General features: G+C 68.4%; 19 protein-coding genes. 10 read left to right on the forward strand and 9 right to left on the reverse strand.

Translation table 11 applies throughout. The features are described from left to right. Positions 1-822, forward strand: coding sequence for an HAD domain-containing protein (locus IE066_RS04520; protein ID WP_189447209.1), 822 nt, complete (start codon positions 1-3; stop codon positions 820-822). A 672-nt stretch (positions 823-1,494) separates the two neighbouring features. Here the strand turns inward: IE066_RS04520 and IE066_RS04525 are convergent. Next, complete coding sequence (locus IE066_RS04525) at positions 1,495-1,893, reverse strand: hypothetical protein (protein ID WP_189447210.1); 399 nt, start codon at positions 1,891-1,893, stop codon at positions 1,495-1,497. A gap of 304 nt (positions 1,894-2,197) precedes the next feature. Between IE066_RS04525 and IE066_RS04530 the strand changes: the two genes are divergently transcribed. Then, complete coding sequence (locus IE066_RS04530) at positions 2,198-3,454, forward strand: beta-ketoacyl-[acyl-carrier-protein] synthase family protein (protein ID WP_189447213.1); 1,257 nt, start codon at positions 2,198-2,200, stop codon at positions 3,452-3,454. 12 nt (positions 3,455-3,466) lie between these two features. Further along, positions 3,467-4,366: a crotonase/enoyl-CoA hydratase family protein gene (locus tag IE066_RS04535; RefSeq protein ID WP_189447215.1), complete on the forward strand. Its 900-nt coding sequence runs from the start codon at positions 3,467-3,469 to the stop codon at positions 4,364-4,366. Here IE066_RS04535 and IE066_RS04540 read toward each other — a convergent pair. After that, the gene (locus tag IE066_RS04540; protein WP_189447217.1) at positions 4,363-6,456 is read right to left on the reverse strand and encodes an ATP-binding protein; all 2,094 of its coding nucleotides are present in this window, start codon (positions 6,454-6,456) and stop codon (positions 4,363-4,365) included. The two genes, IE066_RS04535 and IE066_RS04540, sit on opposite strands and share 4 nt — an antisense overlap. Positions 6,457-6,508: 52 nt before the next feature. Between IE066_RS04540 and IE066_RS04545 the strand changes: the two genes are divergently transcribed. Next, positions 6,509-6,757: an acyl carrier protein gene (locus tag IE066_RS04545; protein ID WP_189447219.1), complete on the forward strand. Its 249-nt coding sequence runs from the start codon at positions 6,509-6,511 to the stop codon at positions 6,755-6,757. A 201-nt stretch (positions 6,758-6,958) separates the two neighbouring features. Here the strand turns inward: IE066_RS04545 and IE066_RS04550 are convergent, their stop codons facing one another. Both IE066_RS04550 and IE066_RS04555 read right to left on the reverse strand, forming a co-directional pair. After that, entirely contained in the window at positions 6,959-7,255 is a 297-nt protein-coding gene (locus IE066_RS04550; RefSeq protein WP_189447221.1) for a hypothetical protein, read from the reverse strand. A 65-nt stretch (positions 7,256-7,320) separates the two neighbouring features. Further along, positions 7,321-7,671: an HU family DNA-binding protein gene (locus tag IE066_RS04555; RefSeq protein WP_189447223.1), complete on the reverse strand. Its 351-nt coding sequence runs from the start codon at positions 7,669-7,671 to the stop codon at positions 7,321-7,323. A gap of 752 nt (positions 7,672-8,423) precedes the next feature. Between IE066_RS04555 and IE066_RS04560 the strand changes: the two genes are divergently transcribed. Together IE066_RS04560 and IE066_RS04565 are read left to right on the forward strand one after the other, a co-directional pair. Continuing rightward, positions 8,424-9,707, forward strand: coding sequence for a nucleotide sugar dehydrogenase (locus IE066_RS04560; protein ID WP_308427422.1), 1,284 nt, complete (start codon positions 8,424-8,426; stop codon positions 9,705-9,707). Position 9,708: 1 nt separating this feature from the next. Beyond that, positions 9,709-10,713 (forward strand): NAD-dependent epimerase, encoded by a 1,005-nt coding sequence (locus IE066_RS04565; protein ID WP_189447225.1) that lies wholly within the window; start codon positions 9,709-9,711, stop codon positions 10,711-10,713. Here the strand turns inward: IE066_RS04565 and IE066_RS04570 are convergent. The 5 genes from IE066_RS04570 to IE066_RS04590 all read right to left on the reverse strand — a co-directional run bounded on the left by IE066_RS04570 (position 10,701) and on the right by IE066_RS04590 (position 17,287). Further along, positions 10,701-12,014, reverse strand: a complete 1,314-nt coding sequence (locus tag IE066_RS04570; protein WP_189448819.1) for a replication-associated recombination protein A — start codon at positions 12,012-12,014, stop codon at positions 10,701-10,703. The two genes, IE066_RS04565 and IE066_RS04570, sit on opposite strands and share 13 nt — an antisense overlap. A 98-nt stretch (positions 12,015-12,112) precedes the next feature. Further along, on the reverse strand, positions 12,113-12,799 hold the full coding sequence (locus IE066_RS04575; protein WP_189447227.1) for a hypothetical protein: 687 nt from the start codon (positions 12,797-12,799) through the stop codon (positions 12,113-12,115). 184 nt (positions 12,800-12,983) lie between these two features. Then, positions 12,984-13,607, reverse strand: coding sequence for an outer membrane lipoprotein periplasmic chaperone LolA (gene lolA, locus IE066_RS04580; RefSeq protein WP_189447230.1), 624 nt, complete (start codon positions 13,605-13,607; stop codon positions 12,984-12,986). A 103-nt stretch (positions 13,608-13,710) separates the two neighbouring features. Continuing rightward, on the reverse strand, positions 13,711-15,987 hold the full coding sequence (locus IE066_RS04585; RefSeq protein WP_189447232.1) for a DNA translocase FtsK: 2,277 nt from the start codon (positions 15,985-15,987) through the stop codon (positions 13,711-13,713). Positions 15,988-16,219: 232 nt separating this feature from the next. Then, a complete protein-coding gene (locus IE066_RS04590; protein ID WP_189447234.1) occupies positions 16,220-17,287 on the reverse strand; it encodes an alanine dehydrogenase in 1,068 nt (355 codons plus the stop codon). Positions 17,288-17,503: 216 nt separating this feature from the next. On the opposite strand from IE066_RS04590, the gene trxB reads away from it, so the two are divergent. The 4 genes from trxB to infA all read left to right on the forward strand — a co-directional run bounded on the left by trxB (position 17,504) and on the right by infA (position 20,647). Further along, positions 17,504-18,457, forward strand: coding sequence for a thioredoxin-disulfide reductase (trxB, locus tag IE066_RS04595; protein ID WP_189447236.1), 954 nt, complete (start codon positions 17,504-17,506; stop codon positions 18,455-18,457). An 18-nt stretch (positions 18,458-18,475) separates the two neighbouring features. Beyond that, positions 18,476-19,603, forward strand: a complete 1,128-nt coding sequence (locus IE066_RS04600; RefSeq protein ID WP_189447238.1) for a GNAT family N-acetyltransferase — start codon at positions 18,476-18,478, stop codon at positions 19,601-19,603. Then, positions 19,600-20,346, forward strand: a complete 747-nt coding sequence (gene aat, locus IE066_RS04605; protein WP_425488894.1) for a leucyl/phenylalanyl-tRNA--protein transferase — start codon at positions 19,600-19,602, stop codon at positions 20,344-20,346. Before IE066_RS04600 ends, aat begins: the two co-directional genes overlap by 4 nt. 82 nt (positions 20,347-20,428) lie before the next feature. Continuing rightward, the gene (gene infA / locus IE066_RS04610; protein ID WP_027083105.1) at positions 20,429-20,647 is read left to right on the forward strand and encodes a translation initiation factor IF-1; all 219 of its coding nucleotides are present in this window, start codon (positions 20,429-20,431) and stop codon (positions 20,645-20,647) included. Positions 20,648-20,681: the final 34 nt, after the last annotated feature.

The following is a 20,681-nucleotide window of genomic DNA, read 5'->3' on the forward strand; positions in this document are numbered from 1 at the left end:
GTGCTGCTGTTTCTGGACTTCGACGGTGTGCTGCAGCCGCTTGGCGTGCCAGTGGGCCCGGGTCGAGTGCGGTCATACAGCGGGCCGAGCCTCCCCTATGCGACGGTACTGACCGAGATCCTCGACCGGTACCTCCCCAGCTTGGACGTCGTGGTGAGCTCCACTTGGGCGCGCACGCGCTCAACCGAAGCCGTCAAGGGCCTGTTGCCGCCGGCGCTGGCGGAGCGAGTCATCGGTACGCTCTGGGAGCATCCGCCGCCGCGGCCGTTGAGCCGCTACCGCCACATCCAGTACTGGTTAAAGCGTGTGTACGTGACTCGTCCGCCCAGCTGGCTGGCGTTGGATGACGACGCGCGAGGATGGCCCGAAAAGGAACGTAGCCGGCTGATCCATTGCGCAGCGCCGATCGACGACCCGCTTACGCAGCAGGCTCTGCTGGCGACCTTGGGGCGTTTCTACTGGTCCGATCTGTGGTGGGGGAGCGGGCCGGCACCGCAGGCCCCGGACCTCCGGCGCGCTCACAAAGTGATGGTTACCTGGCAAATTCCGAAGGACGTGAGGCCCGTGCTACTCGGCAGCACTCGCGAGGAGTTTGAGCTGCGACTCGACCTGCTGCTCACGGTGTTCGCGGTGCCCCATTGGCCGAGCCAGCGGGAGCTCGGGTGGCCCGGGCAATGGCTGCACCTGCCGTGCAAGGAGCTCGACGGAGAACGACCGCTACAGGTCATGCTCATGCATGGCCCCGAAGGCATTCGACGAGTCCGTGACCTGGTCTGGAGCCATTGGAGCGACCGCGCAGGGAGTGGCGAAGCTTATGAGTGAACGAATCGCTTCGACGGGCGACGAACTCGCAGACGTGCGAACAGTATTGCGAAAGCTCGGGCAGCCGCGCGAGGCGAAATCGTTAGTTTGAGACTGGGCTAACGGTACGCGGCGGGAATCGGGAAGTCGGCGCGCGAGCATCCGGGCTCACGCGATTCGGTGTAGTGGATAGGCTGCCGCGGACCACTGCGAGTGACACGCGGTCGGGGTCGCCGTACTGCCGAGCTGTACTGGATCGGTTGTAAGAGAGGTCCCACGGAGCGGGAAGCCTTGGCAGCGGATCACTCCGAGTCGCTCGCCAGCCAAATTCGACGCATTTCCAGCACAAATCGGTCGAAATCAGGTGTTGCCGTCAGGTTAGGTTGAATTTGGGCGCAGCAACCTGATGCTTGCAGAAACAAAGACCTACAGCGCCTTTGGGTAAAAATAAGATGCCGAAATGCGTCGAAATGAGCCAGCTGGCCATCATCGATCCCATGTGGTTGGAAGCGGGGAAGCTTTCGCGCGGACGTGCCGCAACGCCATATGGGTGCGTGGTTTGAATTACATAATAGGCATTATGCGAAGTTCTGTCTGGTGGCGTGGCTCTATCAGCGCCCACCGCGCACCAGTTGGATCCTTCCCTCGTCAGCTCTTCGCTTACGTGCCTCCGCTGGCGACTTCGGGTGCGCATCACCGGCAGTGCAGGTGCACGTACTCCTGCCAATGCCGCAACGTATCGACGTTGCGTGCCAACGGGTAGCGGCGTTCCCATTCGTCGCGTTCGTTGCGCGCCTGCCAGCACGTCACGCCGTCGGCATTGGGACGCGTGGCTTCCACCACGTGCGCCGTCGCCGCTCGCGCCCGGGCGTCGCGCCGGTCCATTTCGCTCTGCGTGGCGGCGCGACGCGACGCCGGTGACGGTTCGGCATCCGGGACGTAGCCGACGGCGCGGGTGGCGCGCGCCTTCTCGTCGCAGGGCTCGGATTGGAAGCTGACCGGCTTGCCCTTCTGGACGCAGCGATACACGGTTCCCGCCCGCACAGGCGCGGCGGCCGGCAGTAGCGCAGCGACGACGCTGAGTCGGACCATCGATTTCCCCCTTGTCGTGGAGCGTACAGCGCACCGGCACGCCGTCGCCTAGGAAGTTGTCCCGCGGTGTCGACCCCGGTGCGCTGTCCATTAGCCGCAATTCCCTGCGGGCTTGCGGCGCCGGCACTGCCGCAATGGGGCTCGGCGGCCTGCTGCGGCCCCTTTCAGCGGCGGTATTCACCGCCCGCGCACTTCGTTGCCAAACACTTTCGGCGGCCCCTACTGTGACGTATCGAGCCGGCGCATCCCGCGCCGCGCCGTCGGGTAGGCGATGGACATCCACCCTGCCCTCAAGGGGATCCAAGTGTCGAAACGTCGTGTCGCCATCACCGGGCTGGGAGTTCTCTCGCCCGTGGGCCAGTCCGTGCCCGAAGTTGCCGCCGCCCTCAAGTCGGGCGCCTCCGGTATCCGCGTGATCGAAGTGCCGAAGCTCACCGGCCAGTACCCCGCGGGGGTGGTCCAAGGGCAGTTTTCGGATCGCTTCACCCGCCTCGAGCGGCCGTTCCTCGACCGCACGCACGAGATGGCAATCGTCGCCGCGCGGCAGGCCATCGAGGACGCGGGGCTCGACGATTTCGACGCCTATGGGCCGCGTGCGGGCGTCTACTACGGCAACGTCAACGGCGGCGCCGTATCCGTGCAGAACTGGTGCGAGGAAGTGCTGGTCAACGGCAAGCAGAAGGCGCGCCCGTTCACCGCGATGTCCATCATGTCCAACAGCGGCGCCGCGCAGATCTCGATCCGCCACAGGATCCGCGGACCGGTGGTCACCCACGCCAGCGCCTGTGGTTCGTCCGGCGTCGGCATCGGCGAAGCCATGCGGGCGATCGCCGATGGCTACCTCGACGTCGCCGTCGCGGGCGGCGCCGAAGCTCCGCTTACCGCGGCGCTGATCGGCGTGTTCGACGGTACGCGAGCGCTGTCGCCCGTGGATCCCGAGGATCCGTCGCGCAGTTGCAAGCCGTTCTCGCGCGACCGCACAGGCCTCGTGCTCGGCGAAGGCGCGGCGTTTCTGGTGCTGGAGGCGGAGGACGTCGCGCTGAGCCGTGGCGCGACCATTCACGGCTACCTGCTGGGCTACGGCGTCAACAGCGACGCGCACCACATCGGCATGCCGGAAACGAAAGGCCAGGTCGAATGCCTGAGGCAGGCGCTGTCCAATGCGGGCATCGACGCGTCGCAGGTGCAATACGTCAACGCACATGCGACGGCCACCATCGGCGGCGACGTGATCGAGTCCGCCGCCATTCGAGAAGTGTTTGGGGAAGGGCCCGACGCGGCATTCGTCAGTTCGACCAAGTCCGTCCACGGGCACCTGCTCGGCGCGACCAGCGCGCTGGAATGCGTGCTGACGGTCGTCGCGATGAACGAGTCCGTCCTGCCGGCCAGCGCACACCTGGGCGTCGTCGACGAACGCTGCCGCCTGAACCACGTGGGCGAGCGACCGCGCACCGATCACCCGTTCGACGTCGCCGTCAGCTTTTCCTGCGGCTTCGGCGGCACCAATGCCGCGCTCGTCGTCGGCAGCCGCCGCAGCCCCGAAATCACCGCCAACCCCTGAGGATCCGAAGCCATGAGCGCCCTGCCCACCTACCCCGACTACTCCGCCACATCCATCGCCGCCGCCCCGCGTTTCAGCCGCCGCGTGGTGGCCGAGCGACGCAGCATCGACCCGAGCACCCAGTGGGTGCGATTCGAGCCCGATCCCGAGACCGGCCTGCAGAACTTCACCTCCGGCCTGGTCGCTGAATTTCAGAACCTGGTCGACTCGATGATGCGCCCCGCCGCCGTCGAGCCGCCCGCTTATACCGTCGTGCAGTCGGCGCATCCCGAATACTTCAGCGTGGGCGGCGATCTGTCCTTCTTCCGTACCTGCATCGCGAATGGCGACGCGGAGACGTTGCGCGCCTACTCCATGCGCTGCCTCGACTTGATGTACGCGTGGTCGACCCGGCTCAAGTCGCGCACCACGTCGATCGCGCTGGTGCAGGGACGCGCGCTTGGCGGCGGCTTCGAGATGGTGCTGAGCACCGACTACGTGATCGCGGAGGAGCGCAGTTCGTTCGGCTTCCCCGAGATCATGTTCGGCCTGTTCCCCTGCACCGGCGCCATGGGCCTGCTCGCGCATCGCATCGGCGCACGCGCGGCGGAGCGCATGATGACCAACAAGAAGATCTACACCGCGCGCGAACTGCTGGATATGGGCCTGATCGACGAGATCTGCGAGAACGGCGGCGGCGAGCTCGCGGTCAGCCGTTACATCCGCGAGCACAAGAAGCGCCAGCGCGCGCTGTTCAAGATCCAGGAAAGCCGCGCGCGCCATTCGCGCTTCGATTACGAGGAAGGCGTGCAGGTCGTCGACGACTGGGTGGAGCTGGCGATGGCGCTGACGCCGGACGAACTGCGCCACATGGAGATGCTGGTGCTGCTGCAGAAGTCCGACCCGGCGGCGAAGCGGCGCCCGGCGGCCTAGGCCGACTTCGAAGCCCCGCCGGCGAACGGGGCTCGAAGCTGCTCGAGCGCCGCAAGGCTGGCGTCGACCGTGGCCGTCAGCTCGTCGAGCAGGCGCTCGCGCGACGACGCCAGATGCGCGGGCGTGGTCTTCATCAGTCGCTCGCAGAGGTTGGCGAGTCGTACGGCGCCGATGCTCAGCGCGACGCCCTTCATGGCATGCGCCTGCAGGTGCATGCCCGAGAGGTCCTCCGCCGCGATCGCGGCCGACAGCTGGGGCAGCAGCGACCTGATGTCGTCCATGCCGTCTCCGAGCATGGCGTGGACGAAGGCCGGCTGGTCCTTGATCTCGCGCAGCGTCTGCACCACGGACGGGTCGACGTATTCGACGGGGACGGCGGCGAGGCGCACGGGCGGCGGCGCGGGCTCCGCCACGGCCGCGGGTGCGAGGCCCGCGGCCTCGTCCGGGAAGACCGACAGCAGCGCCTGGCGCAGCTTGTCGAAGGTCAGCGGCTTGTAGACGATGCCGGCCGTGCCCGCCTGGTTGAGGCGGGCCGCGGTCGCGCTGGACGTATCAGCGGTGACGAAGAAGGTCGGCGCAGGGTCGATGCGGCCGAACGCATAGGTCTGGTAGACGGTCAGGCCGTCGATGTCGCCCATGTTGAAGTCGAGCATCACAGCGTCGAAATCGCGACTCGCGAGATGCTGCAGGGCCTCGGTGCCGTTGCGCGCGCCGGTGACCTCGTGGCCGTCCTTCAGCAGCATCTGCTGCAGCAGCTCGAGGTTGATGCCGTTGTCATCGGCCACCAGGATGCGCTTGGGCGAAACGCGTGCGGCGGCGTGTGCATCGTTGTTCGCCGCCGGCATCTGCGCCGTCGGCAGGCTGATCTCGAACCAGAACATCGAACCCTGACCCGGTGCGCTGGACAGCTCCAGCTCGCCGCCCATGCGCCGGACGTGCTCGCTGGCGATGGTCGTGCCGAGGCCAGTGCCGCGGTACTGGCGGCGGTCGCCCGTCTCCACGCGATAGAAGGGTTCGAACAGCTTGTCCTGGTGCTCCAGAGGAATGCCGATGCCGGTGTCGGTGACGCCGAACCACAGCCGGTAACTCCCCTCCTCCGCGCCGAGCAGCTTCACCTCGAGCCGCACGCTGCCCTCCGGGGTGAACTTCACCGCGTTGCCGGCGAGGTTCATCAGCACGCTTTCGAGATCGCGAGGCCGACCGAGCACCGCGCGATCGATCGCGGGATCGACCTCGACCACGAAATCGATGCCCTTGCCGGCAGCTGTTTCCTGCAGTGCCGCCTGCACGTGCGATGTCACCGTGCGCACGTCGAACGGCACCGGCGTGCCGGACGAGGTCTGGACCCCGAGGCGGGACAGGTCCAGCAACTGGTCGATTTCGCTGCCGAGCGACGCGGACAGCTTGAGGATCGTGGCGATCAGGCGGTCCGATTCGCGCGTGCGGCTGCCCGCCTCCAGCAGTTCCGCCGCGGAGACGATGCCCGTCAGCGGCGTGCGCAGCTCGTGGCTGACGTTGGCGAGCAACTGGTTCTTGGCGCGGCTCTCGTGCTCGGCGCGCGCCTTGGCGTCGCGCAGCTCGCGCATGAGCGTACCCGCGTACATGGGCACCGCCACGAGCAGGATGAAATGGGATAGACCGAAGAATGGATGGCTCTTCCAGAACGGCGACAGCACCAGCACGCCGGCGAAGCCGATGATCGACACGCTCTGGCAGATCCGCATCGCCCGCGGACCGATGCGGAAGCCGAAGCCGAGCGTCGTGAATATGTAGAAGCCGATGATCAGGATCGACGATTCGCCGCCGGCGGCGAGCCAGGCCGAATAGATCAACGGATCGAGCACGGCCGTCGCCAGCGCGATGCCGCGGCTGGAGCGCCGAGTCGGTCGGCGCGAGGCGTAGTAGGTCAGGATCGTGTAGACGATGTACGTCGCGATGACGGCGATGACCGCCGCGGCCTCGTGCCCCGGCCGCGACTGGTACAGCGCGAGCACGATCGCCACCACCGCGACTGGAAGGCCGACCTTGACGCGGACGCCTGCCTGCGCCTGTACGGCGCGTCGAATCACCTCGGGACTGACGTCATCCATGCTGTTTCTGTCCTGATCCTTGTACGATGACGCGGAGACGGAGGCCCCTCAGATGGAACGCGAAAACATTTTCAGCGTAGTGCGATCGCTCGTGGCCGAGGAGGTCAAGGTCGACGAGTCGCGTATCAGCGAAGCGACCACCAAGGACGAGCTCGGCATCGAATCACTCGAGATGGCCACGCTGCTGGTCGGCCTGGAAGCGGAGTTCGGCATCACCCTCGAGGATGTTGCGCTGGGAAGCAACCCCACGATGGGCGAGATCGTCGATCTCGTCGAGGCGAATATCGGCCCTGCGGCCTGAGAGTTTAGTCCCGCTCCGCGCCCCGCGGTCTGATGGTCGGCCGCTTGGCGTTCATTTGTCGACGACGAATGGCGCGCCGATGTCCGGTGCGCCCCGGCCGTACCGTGGCGATAGCGGCTTACCGTCCGCCCGGGGCAGCTCGCAGGTGTCGCGTTCCCCGCCCGGGGCTGCCACCTCGAGGCGCCGCTTGCCGACACGCGCTCAGGCATCCGTCGGCATCAGCCTTAGGGCTTCGTCGAACAGTCCCACCACCCGCGATGCCAGGCGCTCGCGATCGGGCGCGCTCATGCGCACCAGCGCATCGGCGACTGCGTCGGCGCCGTAGGCGATATCGGCCAGCAGTTCCTCGAAGCGGAAACGCAGTGATTCGGGCAGGTCCGCTTCAGCGTCGATGCGGGCCAGTGCGATGTGCGCATGTTCGAGCCTAGCGACGAGGCCGGTGTCGGTGCACAGCGCTAGCACTGCATCCTTCAGGGCGGTGTATCCGTTCGACGTCATGCGCGTTTGCCGGTGAGCGGGCGAAAAAAAACCGCCGGCCCGAAGGCCGGCGGCTCGAAGCGGAATCAGACCGCCGCGTCCTTGAGCTTCTTCAGCGGGCGCGCCTTGAGCTTGACGGACGCCGGCTTGGCGGCGAACCACTGCTCTTCCTTCGTGAACGGGTTGATGCCCTTGCGCTTCGGCTTGGCCGGGACGTCGACCTTGGTCACCTTGAGCATGCCCGGGAAGGTGAACGTGCCGCAGCCCTTCTTGTGCAGCGAGCCGTGGGCGGCTTCCTCGAGGGCGCCCAGCACAGCGCGGATGTCGCGCGGGGCGAGTTCGGTGCGCTCGGAGATGTAGTTGACGAGGCCGCTCTTGCCCAGGGGCTCGGTCACAGGCTTGATCTTGGAGGCACCGCTCGCTTTCTTCGTCGCCATGGTTTGCAGGTTCCGGGTGGAAGGAATGCGCGTTATCGCGCGAGAACGGCCGGCTTGCAAGAGGGTTTCGCCGTTTTTCGTCGGAAAAAGCCTCGATTTCGATCCTCCGGCCTGTCCGGCGGTGTCCGGAGCCGGGACGAATGGCATGCGATCGCGCGGCCCGCAGTCGGCATGCGGCGGCAGCCGTCGCCGGGGTGCGCGGCGGATGGCTATCGGCATGCCTCGAACACGCGCGCCTGCAGCGAGGACAGCAACGCGTACGTGCGCTTGAGCCCCGCGCGACGTTCGCCTTCGTCGCGCTCGCGGCGCGCCTGCGCGCAGGCGTCGGGTGGCGATACCTGGCGCGCCGTACGGGCGGGGCCTCGCGTCGACCGTGGCCTCGCGATCCTTGGCCGATCGAGCGGTCGCGAACGTGCGGCGGGCGCGGGCTCGAGCGGCGGGTCCGGCGCCGCATCCCATGTGCCGGCCACGCGCTCATGCGCCGCGCAGGGCGCGCTCTGGTAGCGCGCGCGTCCGCCGGGCGACACGCATTTCTGCACCGTCTGCGCGCATGCGGACCCGGCGGCCAATACGGCAGCGGCGAGTACGACAATCGAAAGGTAACGATTCATCGCAGGCTCCTCCCTCGAAGCCCAGCATCGCGCGTACGCACCGCCGGCGACGTCGGAGCGAACCGCGTCGCCACGTCCGATTAATCCGAGACGCCCGCGCCGCGGCGCGGCATCATAGGCGGCCGCTCACGGGATACCCGCATGCACGACGCTCCCCTGCCCGCGCCGGACCAGCTCCGCCTCGCTGTCGTCGGACTCGGCTACGTCGGGCTGCCGCTCGCCGCAGCCTTCGGCGCGCGCTACGACACGCTCGGTTTCGACATCGATCCCGAGCGCATCACGGAACTGCGCGGCGGCGTCGACCGCACCGGCGAGATGGACGCGACGTCGCTGCAGGTGCCCGGCCTCCGCTTCGAATGCGACCCGTCTTCGCTGGGCGGCTGCGAGGTGTTTGTCGTGACGGTGCCCACGCCGGTCGATGCGTCCAAGCGGCCGGATTTCTCGCCGCTGGAGGCCGCAAGCGCGACCGTCGGCCGCGCGCTGCGTCGGGGCGGCGTGGTCATCTTCGAATCGACCGTGTACCCGGGCGCCACCGAGGAGCGTTGCGTGCCGATTATCGAGCGCGTGTCCGGGCTCGTGTACCGCCGGGACTTCCACGTCGGCTACAGCCCCGAGCGCATCAACCCGGGCGACCACGGCCGGCGGCTACCGGACATCATGAAGGTGACCTCCGGGTCGTCCGACGCGGCCGCGGAATTCGTCGACGCGCTGTACCGCTCGGTCGTGCCGGCGGGCACGCATCGCGCGTCCAGCATCCGCGTCGCGGAGGCCGCGAAGGTCGTCGAGAACATCCAGCGCGACGTCAACATCGCGCTGATGAACGAACTCGCGCTGATCCTCGACCGCCTAGGCATCGATACCGTCGAAGTGCTCGAAGCCGCCGGCACCAAGTGGAACTTCCTCCCGTTCCGGCCGGGGCTCGTCGGCGGGCATTGCATCGGCGTCGACCCTTACTACCTCGCGCACAGGGCGCAGGAAGTGGGCTATCACGCGGAACTGATCTCGGCGAGCCGGCGGATCAACGACGGCATGGGCGTGCACGTCGCGCACCGCGTGCTGAAGCTCGCCGCGGCGCGTGGCGCGGCGCATCCGCGGATCCTGGTGCTGGGCCTGGCGTTCAAGGAGAACTGCGGCGACCTGCGCAACACGCGCGTGGTGGACATCATCGCGGAGATGCGCGCGTTCGGTGCCGAGGTGGACGTGCACGACCCGCGCGTGGATCCGCGCGAGGCGCATCGGGAATTCGCGCAGGACCTGCTCGAGACTCCGGAGCGGGGCGCATACGACGCGGTAGTGCTGGCGGTGCCGCATCGCGAGTTCCTCGATGCAGGCATCGAAGCCCTCCGCGCGTACGGGCGCGAGGGGGCGGTGATCTACGACGTCAAGGGTGCCCTGCCCCGCGACGCGGTCGACGGGAGGCTCTGAGATGCGCGTACTGGTCACCGGCGCAGCAGGCTTTATCGGTGCGCACCTCGCACGCCGGCTGATCGAGCGCGGCGACGAGGTGCTCGGCTACGACGATCTGAATCCGTATTACGACCCGCAGCTCAAGCGCGACCGGCTCGAAAAGCTGGTGCCGGCCGACGGCTTCCGCTTCGTGCACGCGCGGCTGGAAGACCGCGATGCGCTCGACCGCGCGTTCGCAGATTTCCGCCCCCAGCGCGTGGTGAACCTGGCCGCGCAGGCGGGCGTGCGCTATTCGCTGGAGAACCCGCGCGCCTACGTCGACAGCAATCTCGTCGGTTTCATCAACGTGCTCGAAGCCTGCCGCGCCAGCGCCGTCGAGCACCTCGTGTACGCGTCGTCGAGTTCGGTCTACGGCGCCAACCGCGAGCTGCCGTTCTCGGTCGAGCATCCCGTCGACCACCCGGTCAGCCTGTACGCCGCGACGAAGAAGGCGAACGAGCTGATGGCGCATACGTACAGCCATCTGTATGCGCTGCCGACGACGGGCCTGCGGTTCTTCACCGTCTACGGCCCGTGGGGCCGCCCGGACATGTCACCGTTCCTGTTCGCCAAGCGCATCGCCGCGGGCGAGCCGATCGACGTGTTCAACCATGGCCGGCACAGCCGCGACTTCACCTACATCGACGACATCGTCGAAGGCGTCGTACGCACGCTCGATCGCCCGCCCACCGCGCAGGACGATCCGGCGCTGCTCGCGTCTCCCGCGACGTCGACGGCGCCCTATCGCGTCTACAACATCGGCAGCCACCGGCCGGTCGAGTTGCTGCGCTATATCGAAGTGCTGGAGGAATGCTTCGGACGGCGCGTCCAGCGGCGGCTGCTGCCGATGCAGCCGGGCGACGTACCGGATACCTACGCGGACGTGGAAGCCCTGCGCCGCGACACCAGCTACGCGCCGTCGACGCCCGTGGAGGAAGGCGTGGCGAAGTTCGTGGGCTGGTATCGGGACTACTACGGCGTCTGATCGTCCGGCGGCGCTTCGCCGCGTGCGTGCGCCCGCATCTCGCGCAGCCGCGCGAGCTTCTCGCCAAGCTTGATTTCGAGCCCCCGCTCGACCGGCCGGTAGTAGACGCGCTCGCCCATGGCGTCCGGAAAGCCCGTCTGGTCGAGCGCGATGCCGCCCGCGGCGTCGTGGTCGTACTGGTAGCCCTTCGAATAGCCCAGCGACTTCATCAGCTTGGTCGGCGCGTTGCGGAAGTGCATGGGCACGTCCTGGGTGCCGTACTTGCGTACGTCGCCGCGCGCTTCGCCCCAGGCGACGTAGCCGGCGTTGGATTTCGCGGTCGTCGCGAGGTAGATAACGACCTGCGCGAGTGCCAGCTCGCCTTCAGGGCTGCCGAGCCGGTCGAAGGTCTCCCACGCATCGATCGCCATGTCGAGCGCGCGCGGGTCGGCGAGGCCGATGTCCTCCACCGCCATGCGCGTGATCCGGCGTGCGAGGTAGTTCGGGTCCGCGCCGCCGTCGAGCATGCGGGCCAGCCAGTAGATCGCGGCATCCGGATTGGAGCTGCGCACCGACTTGTGCAACGCGGAGATCTGGTCGTAGAACTGCTCGCCGCCCTTGTCGAAGCGGCGCGTGCGGTCGGCCAGCACCTGCGCAAGCGTGGCCTCGGCGATCGCGCCGCCCTCGCCCGCCGCGAGCTCGGCGGCGATTTCCAGCAGCGTCAGCGCGCGCCGCACGTCGCCGTCGGCGGCCTGCGCGATCTGGCGCAGCAAGTCGGCTTCGATGCGCAGTTGCTCCCCGCCAAGGCCGCGTTCGGCGTCGTCGAGCGCACGCTGCAGGGCTTCGACAAGGTCGTCGACCCCGACCGCCTCCATCACGTGCACGCGGCAGCGCGACAGCAGTGCGGAGTTCAGCTCGAACGATGGGTTCTCGGTGGTCGCGCCCACGAACACGATCGTGCCGCGCTCGATCGCGGGCAGGAATGCATCCTGCTGCGCCTTGTTGAAGCGGTGGACCTCGTCGACGAAGAGCACCGTGCGGCGACCGCCGGCGAAGCGCTCGGCGGCTTCCGCGAGCACCTGTCGCACGTCCGGCAGGCCGGAGAGGACAGCCGAAATCGCGCGGAACTCGGCGTCGGCGTAGCGCGCCAGCAGCAGTGCCAACGTGGTCTTGCCGCAGCCCGGCGGCCCCCACAGCACCATCGAGTGGACGCGCCCGGCCTCGACGGCGCGGCGCAGCGCGGAATTCGGCGCGAGCAGGCGCTTCTGGCCGACCATCTCGTCGAGCGTGCGTGGGCGCATGCGCTCGGCGAGCGGGCGCATCGCGTTGAGCGCGGGATCGTCTTCGAAGAGGGCCGGGGTGTCGCGACGTGCCACGGTGGCGAGCTGCGGGAGCGGGCCCGCACCTTACCAGCCGTGCGTCACAGCGTGGCGACGGCGTCGGTGGCCGTCGGCCCCAGTTCATAGTGCACACGGATCCAGCGCTTGGCCACGCTGTCGTAGAGGCCCTGCACCTGCGCCGGCGTGGCGCCGTCGCTGCCGAAGTCGGCGATGCCCTGCCCCTGCACGCGCACGAAGCGGCCGAGCGGCGCGGCCTGCACGTCACCCGACGTCCAGCGCACCGGCTGGCTCTGGAACTCGCTGCGCAACGCGGTCTCGACCTGGCGATCGAGCGACGCGGCGAGCGTCGAGCCCTTCGCCACGGACTGCGCCTCGGCGCCGCCGAGCGTCAGTTGCGGATAGGTGACTTCGGCGCTCTCGGTGTCGAACGTCGCGTCGAAGCGGAACGGGATCCACTCGCCGTCACCGCCGATCTGCAGGCGGCCGTCACCGCTGACCTGCCGGTCCTGGATGCTGGCCGGCAGGATCGCGACACGGTCCAGCTGCACCATCACGTCGCCGGCATCGAACTGCCGCGAGATGCTGCCGATCACCGCAGCGGCGACGGCGTCGTCGACCTGCTCGCGTGCTTCCAGGCGTGCCTCGGCTGCAGGCAGGACAGGCTTGGCCACGAGCGGTGCCGGCGGCGTGCGATTGCCCGCCACGAGCGAGGTCGCGGCCAGGGCGGAAAACGTACCGACGGTGAGGAGAGCGGTGCGGAGAGGCATTGGAGCGGTCCTGCGACGCAGACGTGGCATGTGAAGACCACTGTCGAGGCGTGAACGTGCAGGGCTCGTGATATCCCGCGCCGTTAAGTCCCTGATTCGCCTAACGGTTAAGGCTGCAGTCGGCGAGGCGGGAAACGACGAAGGGGCGGTCGCCCGCCCCTTCCACTGCCGATGTCTATTCGGCTCAGCCGCCGATCACGTCCACGCCCTTGGGTGGCGTGAAGCGGAACGTCGCCGCGGGCATCGCGCCATTGCGCTTCCAAGCCGAAAACGAGATGTCGGTGCGCTGGCCGAGCTGGTCGACTACCTGCATCCGCGACAGCCCCTGCGGCCCGAAGCCGAGCTTGGCGGTGCGGAAGCCGGCAGACGACGCGTCGCCCTTCGGCGTCAGCGTGACCCACTCGAGGCCATTGGAGGTCCCGGACTCCTGCACGGCGAACTGTGCGTCGAGCTTGGACGGGTCGATGAGCGCGGTCAGCGGGCTGCTGCGTTCCTCGGCGCCCTGCGCACGCTTGGTGACCTGCTGCAGGTCCGGCTCGTAGATCCAGACGGTCTTCCCGTCGGCCACGATCTGCTGCGGATACGGCTTGGCGTACTCCCAGCGGAACTGGCGCGGTGCGGACAGCGCCACGCGGCCGCTGCTCGACTCCTTGAGCTTGCCCTTGGCGTCGAACACCTGCTGGGTGAAGCGGCCGTCCAGGGTCTTGAGGCCCTTGGTGAAACTGTCGAGCTGGTCGCGGGCCCCGGCCGAAGCGGCGCCGGCGAACAGCATCAGGCCGGCCGCGACGAAGGTCGTCATCGAACGCATGGCGATCTCCAGATAAAGGTCAGCCGCGAGTGTGGGCGGCCTTCCATGAACAGGGCGCGAGTATCGCCCGGACAGCGCCACGCCCTTCAGCGCGGCGCCGGGATCAGTGTTTCGGCGGCGGCGGCGCCAGTACGCTGCGGTCGCCGTTGTGTTCCGGCGGGCTGACCACGCCCGCGGCCTCCATCGCCTCGATCAGGCGCGCGGCGCGGTTGTAGCCGATCTTGAGTCGGCGCTGGACGCCCGAGATCGACGCGCGACGGCTCTCGGTGACGATCCGTACCGCCTCGTCGTAAAGCGGGTCCGACTCGTCCCCGCCACCGCCGCTCGACTCCGGCAGGCCGGTCGGGCCGACGACCACGCCGTCGCCCATGGTCTGCACTTCCTCGAGCACGCCCTCGATGTAATCGGGGCCGCCGCCGATCTGCTTGAGGTGCTCCACGACGCGATGCACTTCCTCGTCGCTGACGAACGCGCCGTGCACGCGCTCGGGCATCGACGTGCCGGGCGGCATGTAGAGCATGTCACCGTGGCCGAGCAGCGTTTCCGCACCGGACTGGTCGAGAATCGTGCGCGAGTCGATCTTGGAGGACACCTGGAACGCGATGCGCGTCGGGATGTTGGCCTTGATCAGGCCGGTGATCACGTCGACCGAGGGGCGCTGGGTCGCCAGGATCAGGTGGATGCCCGCCGCGCGCGCCTTCTGCGCGAGCCGGGCGATCAACTCCTCCACCTTCTTGCCGACGATCATCATCATGTCGGCGAACTCGTCGATGAAGACGACGATGTACGGCAGCGGCTCGAGCTCGCGCGGCACCTCGCCGGCCTCGGCGTTCGGCCGGAACAGCGGGTCCATCAGCGGCTGGCCCGCGTTGATTGCGTCCGTCACCTTCTTGTTGAAGCCCGACAGGTTGCGCACGCCTACGGCCGACATCAGCTTGTAGCGGCGCTCCATCTCGGCCACGCACCAGCGCAGGCCGTTCGCGGCCTCCTTCATGTCGGTGACGACCGGCGCGAGCAGGTGCGGGATGCCCTGGTAGACGCTGAGCTCCAGCATCTTCGGGTCGATCATCAGCATCCGCACGTCCTTGGCGGAGGCCTTGTAGAGCAGCGACAGCACCATCGCGTTGACTGCGACCGACTTGCCCGAGCCCGTGGTACCGGCCACGAGTAGGTGCGGCATGCGAGCGAGGTCGGCGACCGTGGGGCGGCCCGCGATGTCCTTGCCCAGCGCCAGCGTCAGCGGGCTCGCGGACTTGTCGTACTCCTTCGACCGCAGGAGCTCGGACAGATAGATCATCTCCCGGTTCACGTTCGGGATTTCCAGCCCGATCACCGACTTGCCCGGGATCACATCCACCACGCGCACAGACTTTACTGAAAGTCCGCGCGCTATGTCCTTGTCGAGACTTGAAATCTGGCTGACCTTGATGCCCGGCGCGGGCTCGATCTCGAAGCGCGTGATGACCGGGCCCGGATAGGCCCCGACAACGTTCGCGTCGATCCGGAAGTCCTTGAGCTTGAACTCGATCTGACGGGACAGCGTCTCGAGCGTGTCGGTGTCGTAGCCCTTGGGCTGAGGCTTGGGGTCATCGAGCAGCGCCAGCGGCGGGATACCTGTGCCGTCGGGCACATGGAACAGCGGGATCTGCTGCTCGCGCTTGGCGCGCTCGCTCTTTTCGACCACCGGCGCCGGCGGCGGCTCGATCCTGACCGGCTCGCGCTTCTCGCGCTTCTCGGTCTCGACCTTGCGCACCTTCTCGCGCTCCTCGCGGAGCACCTGCACCTCGCGGCGCTGCTCGACCTCGCGGGCACCGCGGCGGAACAGGCCGGAGACGAGGGGCCCGGCGGTCATCAGCATGCCGCCGAGGCGATCCATGACCGCGAGCCAGGACAGACCGGTCGCCAGAGTCACCGAGGTGAGCAGCAGCGCCAGAAGGAACAGGTTGCCGCCGAGCTGGCCGAAGCCGCGGCCCAGCGAGCGGCCGACCAGCTTGCCGAGGATGCCGCCGGCGCGCGTCAGGTCCTCGCTGCCCCCCAGGCGCAGGTGCAGCAGGCCGGTCATGGCGATAAGGAACGCGACCAGGCCGGTCAGGCGCAGTGCGGGCGTGAGGTCGCCCTTATCGCCCTCGGCCTCCTTCTGGAACATCGCGATCCAGACGATCGAGCCGAGGATCACCGGCAGCAGGTAGGCCGTGTACCCGAACAGGTTGAACAGGATGTCCGCGACCATCGCACCGACCGCGCCGCCGAGGTTCTGCACGGGTGCGGTCACGGCGCCGGAGCTGGTCCAGCCCGGGTCCTGCGGCGAATAGGTGAAGAGCGTCGCGACGAGGTACAGCAGCGCGGGCGCGATGAAGATCAGCGCGATGTCGCGCGCCATGCGCTGCCGACCCGGCGAAGGCGCCGGTCGCGGCGAGGAACTGCGGGCCGCGCTCGCGGCCTTCTTGCGGGTTGCGGCGGGTGCCTGCGCCACGTGAGAGTTCGCCTCAGCTGGTGCGTCTTAGTCGTTGAATATACGTGAAAACCGGCGCCGCATACGGCCGGCGCCGGTCTCCTCGGGTCGCACGGGCGCGACCGGTACCGCGGATTTTGCCGATCGCCGTCTCAGTCGGTCAGAGCGGCATGCCCTGCAGCGCCGGATGGACGATGCGGCCGCCCTCGACGTTGATGCCGCGCACGAGCGCCTCGTTGCCGCACCAGTCGCCGCCCGCCAGCTTGTTGACCCACGGCAGGATCGCCGCGCAGATCGCCTGCGACGAGGTCTGCGGCACGGCGCCCGGCATGTTGGTCACGCAGAAGTGGGTCACGCCCTCCTCCACGTAGGTCGGCTCCTTCCACGTGGTCGGGCGCGAGGTCTCGAAGCAGCCGCCCTGGTCGATCGCGATGTCGACGACCACCGAGCCCGGCTCCATGCCCGCGAGCATTTCGCGCGTCATCACGTGAGGTGCCTTGGCGCCGGTGACCAGCACCGCGCCGATCACGAGGTCGGCCGAGGCGACTTCGCGCGCCACCACGTCATGGTAGGGGTACAGTGCGGTGACGTTGTTGCCCAGGCGCATCATCTCGTCCATTCGGTCTTCGCGCATTTCGAAGACGGTGACGTTCGCGCCGCCGGCCGCCGCGAGCGCCGCGGAGGCGCCGCCCGCACGGCCCGCACCGAACACCACGACCTTGCCCCGCTCGGTGGCCGACAGGCCGCCAAGCAGCTTGCCCTTGCCGCCCATGGGCTGGTGCAGCAGGTGCGTGCCCACCTGCACGCCGATCTTGCCGGCGATGACCGACATCGGCGCCAGCAGGGGCAGGTCGCCGTTGGGCAGCTCGACGGTCTCGAACGCAACGCCGGTCAGGCCGATGTCGAGCAACTGCTTCGTCAGCACCGGCTCGGCCGCGAGGTGGAGGTAGCAGAACAACAGGTGATCCTTGCGCAGGTGCTGCAGGTCGCCGGCGATTGGCTCCTTCACCTTCACGATCATCTCGCCCTTCTCGTAAAGGGCGGCGGCGTCCGGCGCGATGTTGACGCCGAGGCGGGTGTATTCCTCGTCCTTGAAACCGCTCTTCAGGCCGGCGCCCTGCTCCAGCCACACCTCGTGGCCACGCTTGACGAGGTCGCCCGCGGCGGCCGGGACGAGCGCGACGCGCCCTTCGAGGGTCTTGGTTTCCTTCGGTACACCGATGCGCATTGCTGTCTCCGTGACGCCCGCAGCCGCGGGCGGCGGCGAAGGCGCGAACTGCGTGGGATGGGCCGCGGTGTTGCACACCGCGCCTTGTGCTGCCGTCATGCGACCGCCAAGCTATGGCGCTTCCTGTCGTGCCGTTACGGCGGCGGAATGATGCGCCTCGAAGGGCTTCGTTCCATATGCCGGAATGCACGCATCACATAGCGCGCCATTATATCCATGACCCTTTCGAAGCATTCGCGGCTGCTCATCCTCGGTTCCGGTCCTGCCGGCTGGTCCGCCGCCGTCTACGCGGCCCGTGCGAACCTCAAGCCCGTCGTCGTCACCGGCCTGCAGATGGGCGGCCAGCTGATGACCACGACCGAGGTCGACAACTGGCCGGGCGACCCGCACGGCCTGATGGGCCCGGACCTCATGGCCCGCATGCAGGCACATGCCGAGCGCTTCAATACCGAGGTCATCTTCGACCACATCCACACGGCCGACCTCTCGGCCCGCCCGTTCCGGCTGGTCGGCGACAGCGGCGAGTACACCTGCGATGCGCTGATCATCGCGACCGGCGCCACCGCCAAGTATCTCGGCCTGCCGTCCGAGGAGGCCTACAAGGGCCGCGGCGTCTCCGCCTGCGCCACCTGCGACGGCTTCTTCTACAAGGACCAGGACGTTGCCGTGGTCGGCGGCGGCAACACGGCGGTCGAGGAAGCGCTCTATCTCTCGAACATCGCCCGCAAGGTCTACCTGGTGCATCGCCGCGACACGCTGCGCGCCGAGAAGATCATGCAGGACAAGCTGTTCGCGAAGATCCAGGCCGGCAAGATCGAGCCGGTGTGGCACCACGTGGTCGACGAGGTGGTCGGCAACGAGGCGGGCGTGACCGGCCTGCGCGTGCGCTCGGTGCAGGACGACTCCATTCGCGAGATCCCCGTTCACGGCTTCTTCGTCGCCATCGGCCATACGCCGAACACCGCGCTGTTCGAGGGCCAGCTGGCGATGTCGAACGGCTACATCACCGTGCAGTCGGGCATCGAGGGCAATGCGACGGCCACGTCGGTCGCGGGTGTGTTCGCCGCCGGCGACGTCGCCGACCAGCACTACCGCCAGGCGATCACCTCGGCGGGTTCGGGCTGCATGGCCGCCCTCGATGCCGAGCGCTGGCTCGACAAGGGCGGCTGAGGCCGGAGGCGCGCCGCGATGACGCTGCGCGCCCGCTGGCTCGGGCGGCTCGACGAGGTCGATGCCGCCGCCTGGGATGCACTCGCCGGCGAGGCGAATCCATTCGTCCGCCACGCGTTCCTGTCCGGGCTTGAGGCCACCGGCTGCGTCCAGCCGCGCATGGGCTGGACGCCGCGCCACCTCACGCTCTGGCACGGCGATGCGCTGGTCGCCGCCGCCCCCTGCTACGTCAAGACCAACTCCCACGGCGAGTTCGTCTTCGATCACGCCTGGGCCCACGCCTACGCGCGCTATGGGCTCGACTACTTCCCGAAGCTGCTCTGCGCGGTGCCCTACTCACCCGTCACCGGTCCGCGGCTGCTCGCGCGCGACGACGCGTCGCGTCGCGCCCTGCTCGACGTGCTGCGCCGGCAGGACGCCGGCTACTCGTCCGTCCACGTCAATTTCCACACCGAGGCCGAAGACGCCGCGTTCAACGAGGCGTGGCTATCGCGTGTCGACGTCCAGTACCACTGGCGCAACGACGCCGGCTGGACCGATTTCGACGCCTTCCTCGGCGCGATGGACCACAAGCACCGCAAGAACATCCGCCAGGAGCGCGCGAAGGTCGCGCGCGCCGGCATCGCCTGCCGCATCGTCCACGGCGACGAGGCCAGCGACGACGACCTGCGCGCGATGCATGGCTTCTACCTGCAGACGTTCGCCGAGTACGGCAACCGGCCCGCGCTGACGGTCGAATTCCTGCGCCACCTCGCCACGACGATGCCGCGCTCGCTGGTGATCGTGCTGGCCGAGCGCGACGGCGCGCCCATCGCGGGCGCGCTCTGCCTTCGCGGCGGCGACACGCTCTACGGGCGCTATTGGGGCAGCACCGAACAGCACCGCGGCCTGCATTTCGAGACCTGCTACTACCAGGGCATCGATTACTGCCTCCGCGAAGGCCTGCGCCGCTTCGAGCCGGGCGCGCAGGGCGAGCACAAGCTCGCGCGCGGCTTCCTGCCGACTCTCGTCCGAAGCCGGCACTGGATCGCCGAGGCTGCCTTCCGCGAGGCGCTAGGGGACTGGTGCGCAGAGGAGCGCGAGGCGATCGCCGGCTACGCAGCGGGTCTTCGCAACAGCACGCCGTTCCGCGAAACCCCGGCGTGAGTCCGCTGCGGCTGCCGTGGCTCGACGATCGACCGGATGCGCCATTTCCGGACCCGTCGACCGCGCTGCGCGAACCCGACGGCCTGCTCGCGGCCGGGGGCGACCTCCAGCCCCTGCGCCTGCTCGCGGCCTACCGCGCCGGCATCTTCCCCTGGTTCTCCGACGGCGAGCCGCCGCTGTGGTGGTCGCCGGACCCCCGTGTGGTCTTCCGCACGGACCGGGTCGCCACCTCGAGACGCTTCCGCCGCAGCCTGCGAACCTCCATGTGGACGGTCCGGGCCGACACCGCTTTCGAAACGGTGATCGCGCACTGCGCCGCGGTGCGCCGCCGGGGCCAGCACGGCACCTGGATCACCGGGGAGATGCAGGACGCCTACGTACGCCTGCACCGCCTCGGCCATGCGCACTCGGTCGAGGCCTGGGACGGCGAGCGGCTCGTTGGTGGCATCTACGGCGTCGCGATCGGCCGCGCCTTCTTCGGCGAAAGCATGTTCAGCCTGGTGCCCGACGGCTCGAAGGTCGCCCTGGCGGGCCTGGCTACACGTCTGCACGACTGGGGTTGGCCGCTGATCGACGCCCAGGTCGGCAACCCCCACCTGCTCTCGCTGGGCGCGGAAGCATGGCCCCGCGGCGAGTTTCTGGCTGCGGTGTCCCGCCTCGTCGACCAGCCGGGACTCGAGGGTTCCTGGACCTCGGCCTTCGGCTCCCTGCCGGCCTCCGCCCTCGCCCGTCCACCTGCCTGAACGGCCGTTTTGCGCCGCCCGCCGGCCCCGTGGCACAATCCACGGCTTCCCGAGCCGCTTTCCGCGACCATCCAGGACACCAATGGCAAAAGACGACGTGATCGAATTCGAAGGCACCGTGTCGGAAACGCTTCCGAACACGATGTTCCGCGTTCGCCTCGAAAACGGCCACGAGATCATCGCCCATATCTCCGGTCGCATGCGCAAGAACTACATCCGCATCCTCACCGGCGACCGGGTCAAGGTCGAGATGACGCCCTACGATCTCACCAAGGGCCGCATTACCTACCGTATGAAGTAAGCGCTGCGGTGCGGACACGAAAAAGGCGGCCTCT

The organism is Cognatilysobacter xinjiangensis, assembly GCF_014651995.1.
In the GTDB taxonomy this organism is placed as follows: Bacteria; Pseudomonadota; Gammaproteobacteria; order Xanthomonadales; family Xanthomonadaceae; genus Cognatilysobacter; species Cognatilysobacter xinjiangensis.

Bases quoted from the DNA above. Each gene is read 5' to 3' on its own strand.
- lolA (WP_189447230.1), bottom strand. From the start codon at position 13,607: ATGCGTTCGATGACGACCTTCGTCGCGGCCGGCCTGATGCTGTTCGCC.
- IE066_RS04570 (WP_189448819.1), bottom strand. From the start codon at position 12,014: ATGCGCCCGCTCGCCGAGCGCATGCGCCCACGCACGCTCGACGAGATG.
- IE066_RS04555 (WP_189447223.1), bottom strand. From the start codon at position 7,671: ATGGCGACGAAGAAAGCGAGCGGTGCCTCCAAGATCAAGCCTGTGACC.
- IE066_RS04575 (WP_189447227.1), bottom strand. From the start codon at position 12,799: ATGCCTCTCCGCACCGCTCTCCTCACCGTCGGTACGTTTTCCGCCCTG.
- IE066_RS04565 (WP_189447225.1), top strand. From the start codon at position 9,709: ATGCGCGTACTGGTCACCGGCGCAGCAGGCTTTATCGGTGCGCACCTC.
- IE066_RS04525 (WP_189447210.1), bottom strand. From the start codon at position 1,893: ATGGTCCGACTCAGCGTCGTCGCTGCGCTACTGCCGGCCGCCGCGCCT.
- IE066_RS04590 (WP_189447234.1), bottom strand. From the start codon at position 17,287: ATGCGCATCGGTGTACCGAAGGAAACCAAGACCCTCGAAGGGCGCGTC.
- IE066_RS04550 (WP_189447221.1), bottom strand. From the start codon at position 7,255: ATGACGTCGAACGGATACACCGCCCTGAAGGATGCAGTGCTAGCGCTG.
- IE066_RS04535 (WP_189447215.1), top strand. From the start codon at position 3,467: ATGAGCGCCCTGCCCACCTACCCCGACTACTCCGCCACATCCATCGCC.
- IE066_RS04540 (WP_189447217.1), bottom strand. From the start codon at position 6,456: ATGGATGACGTCAGTCCCGAGGTGATTCGACGCGCCGTACAGGCGCAG.
- IE066_RS04600 (WP_189447238.1), top strand. From the start codon at position 18,476: ATGACGCTGCGCGCCCGCTGGCTCGGGCGGCTCGACGAGGTCGATGCC.
- trxB (WP_189447236.1), top strand. From the start codon at position 17,504: ATGACCCTTTCGAAGCATTCGCGGCTGCTCATCCTCGGTTCCGGTCCT.
- IE066_RS04560 (WP_308427422.1), top strand. From the start codon at position 8,424: ATGCACGACGCTCCCCTGCCCGCGCCGGACCAGCTCCGCCTCGCTGTC.
- IE066_RS04585 (WP_189447232.1), bottom strand. From the start codon at position 15,987: ATGGCGCGCGACATCGCGCTGATCTTCATCGCGCCCGCGCTGCTGTAC.
- IE066_RS04545 (WP_189447219.1), top strand. From the start codon at position 6,509: ATGGAACGCGAAAACATTTTCAGCGTAGTGCGATCGCTCGTGGCCGAG.
- infA (WP_027083105.1), top strand. From the start codon at position 20,429: ATGGCAAAAGACGACGTGATCGAATTCGAAGGCACCGTGTCGGAAACG.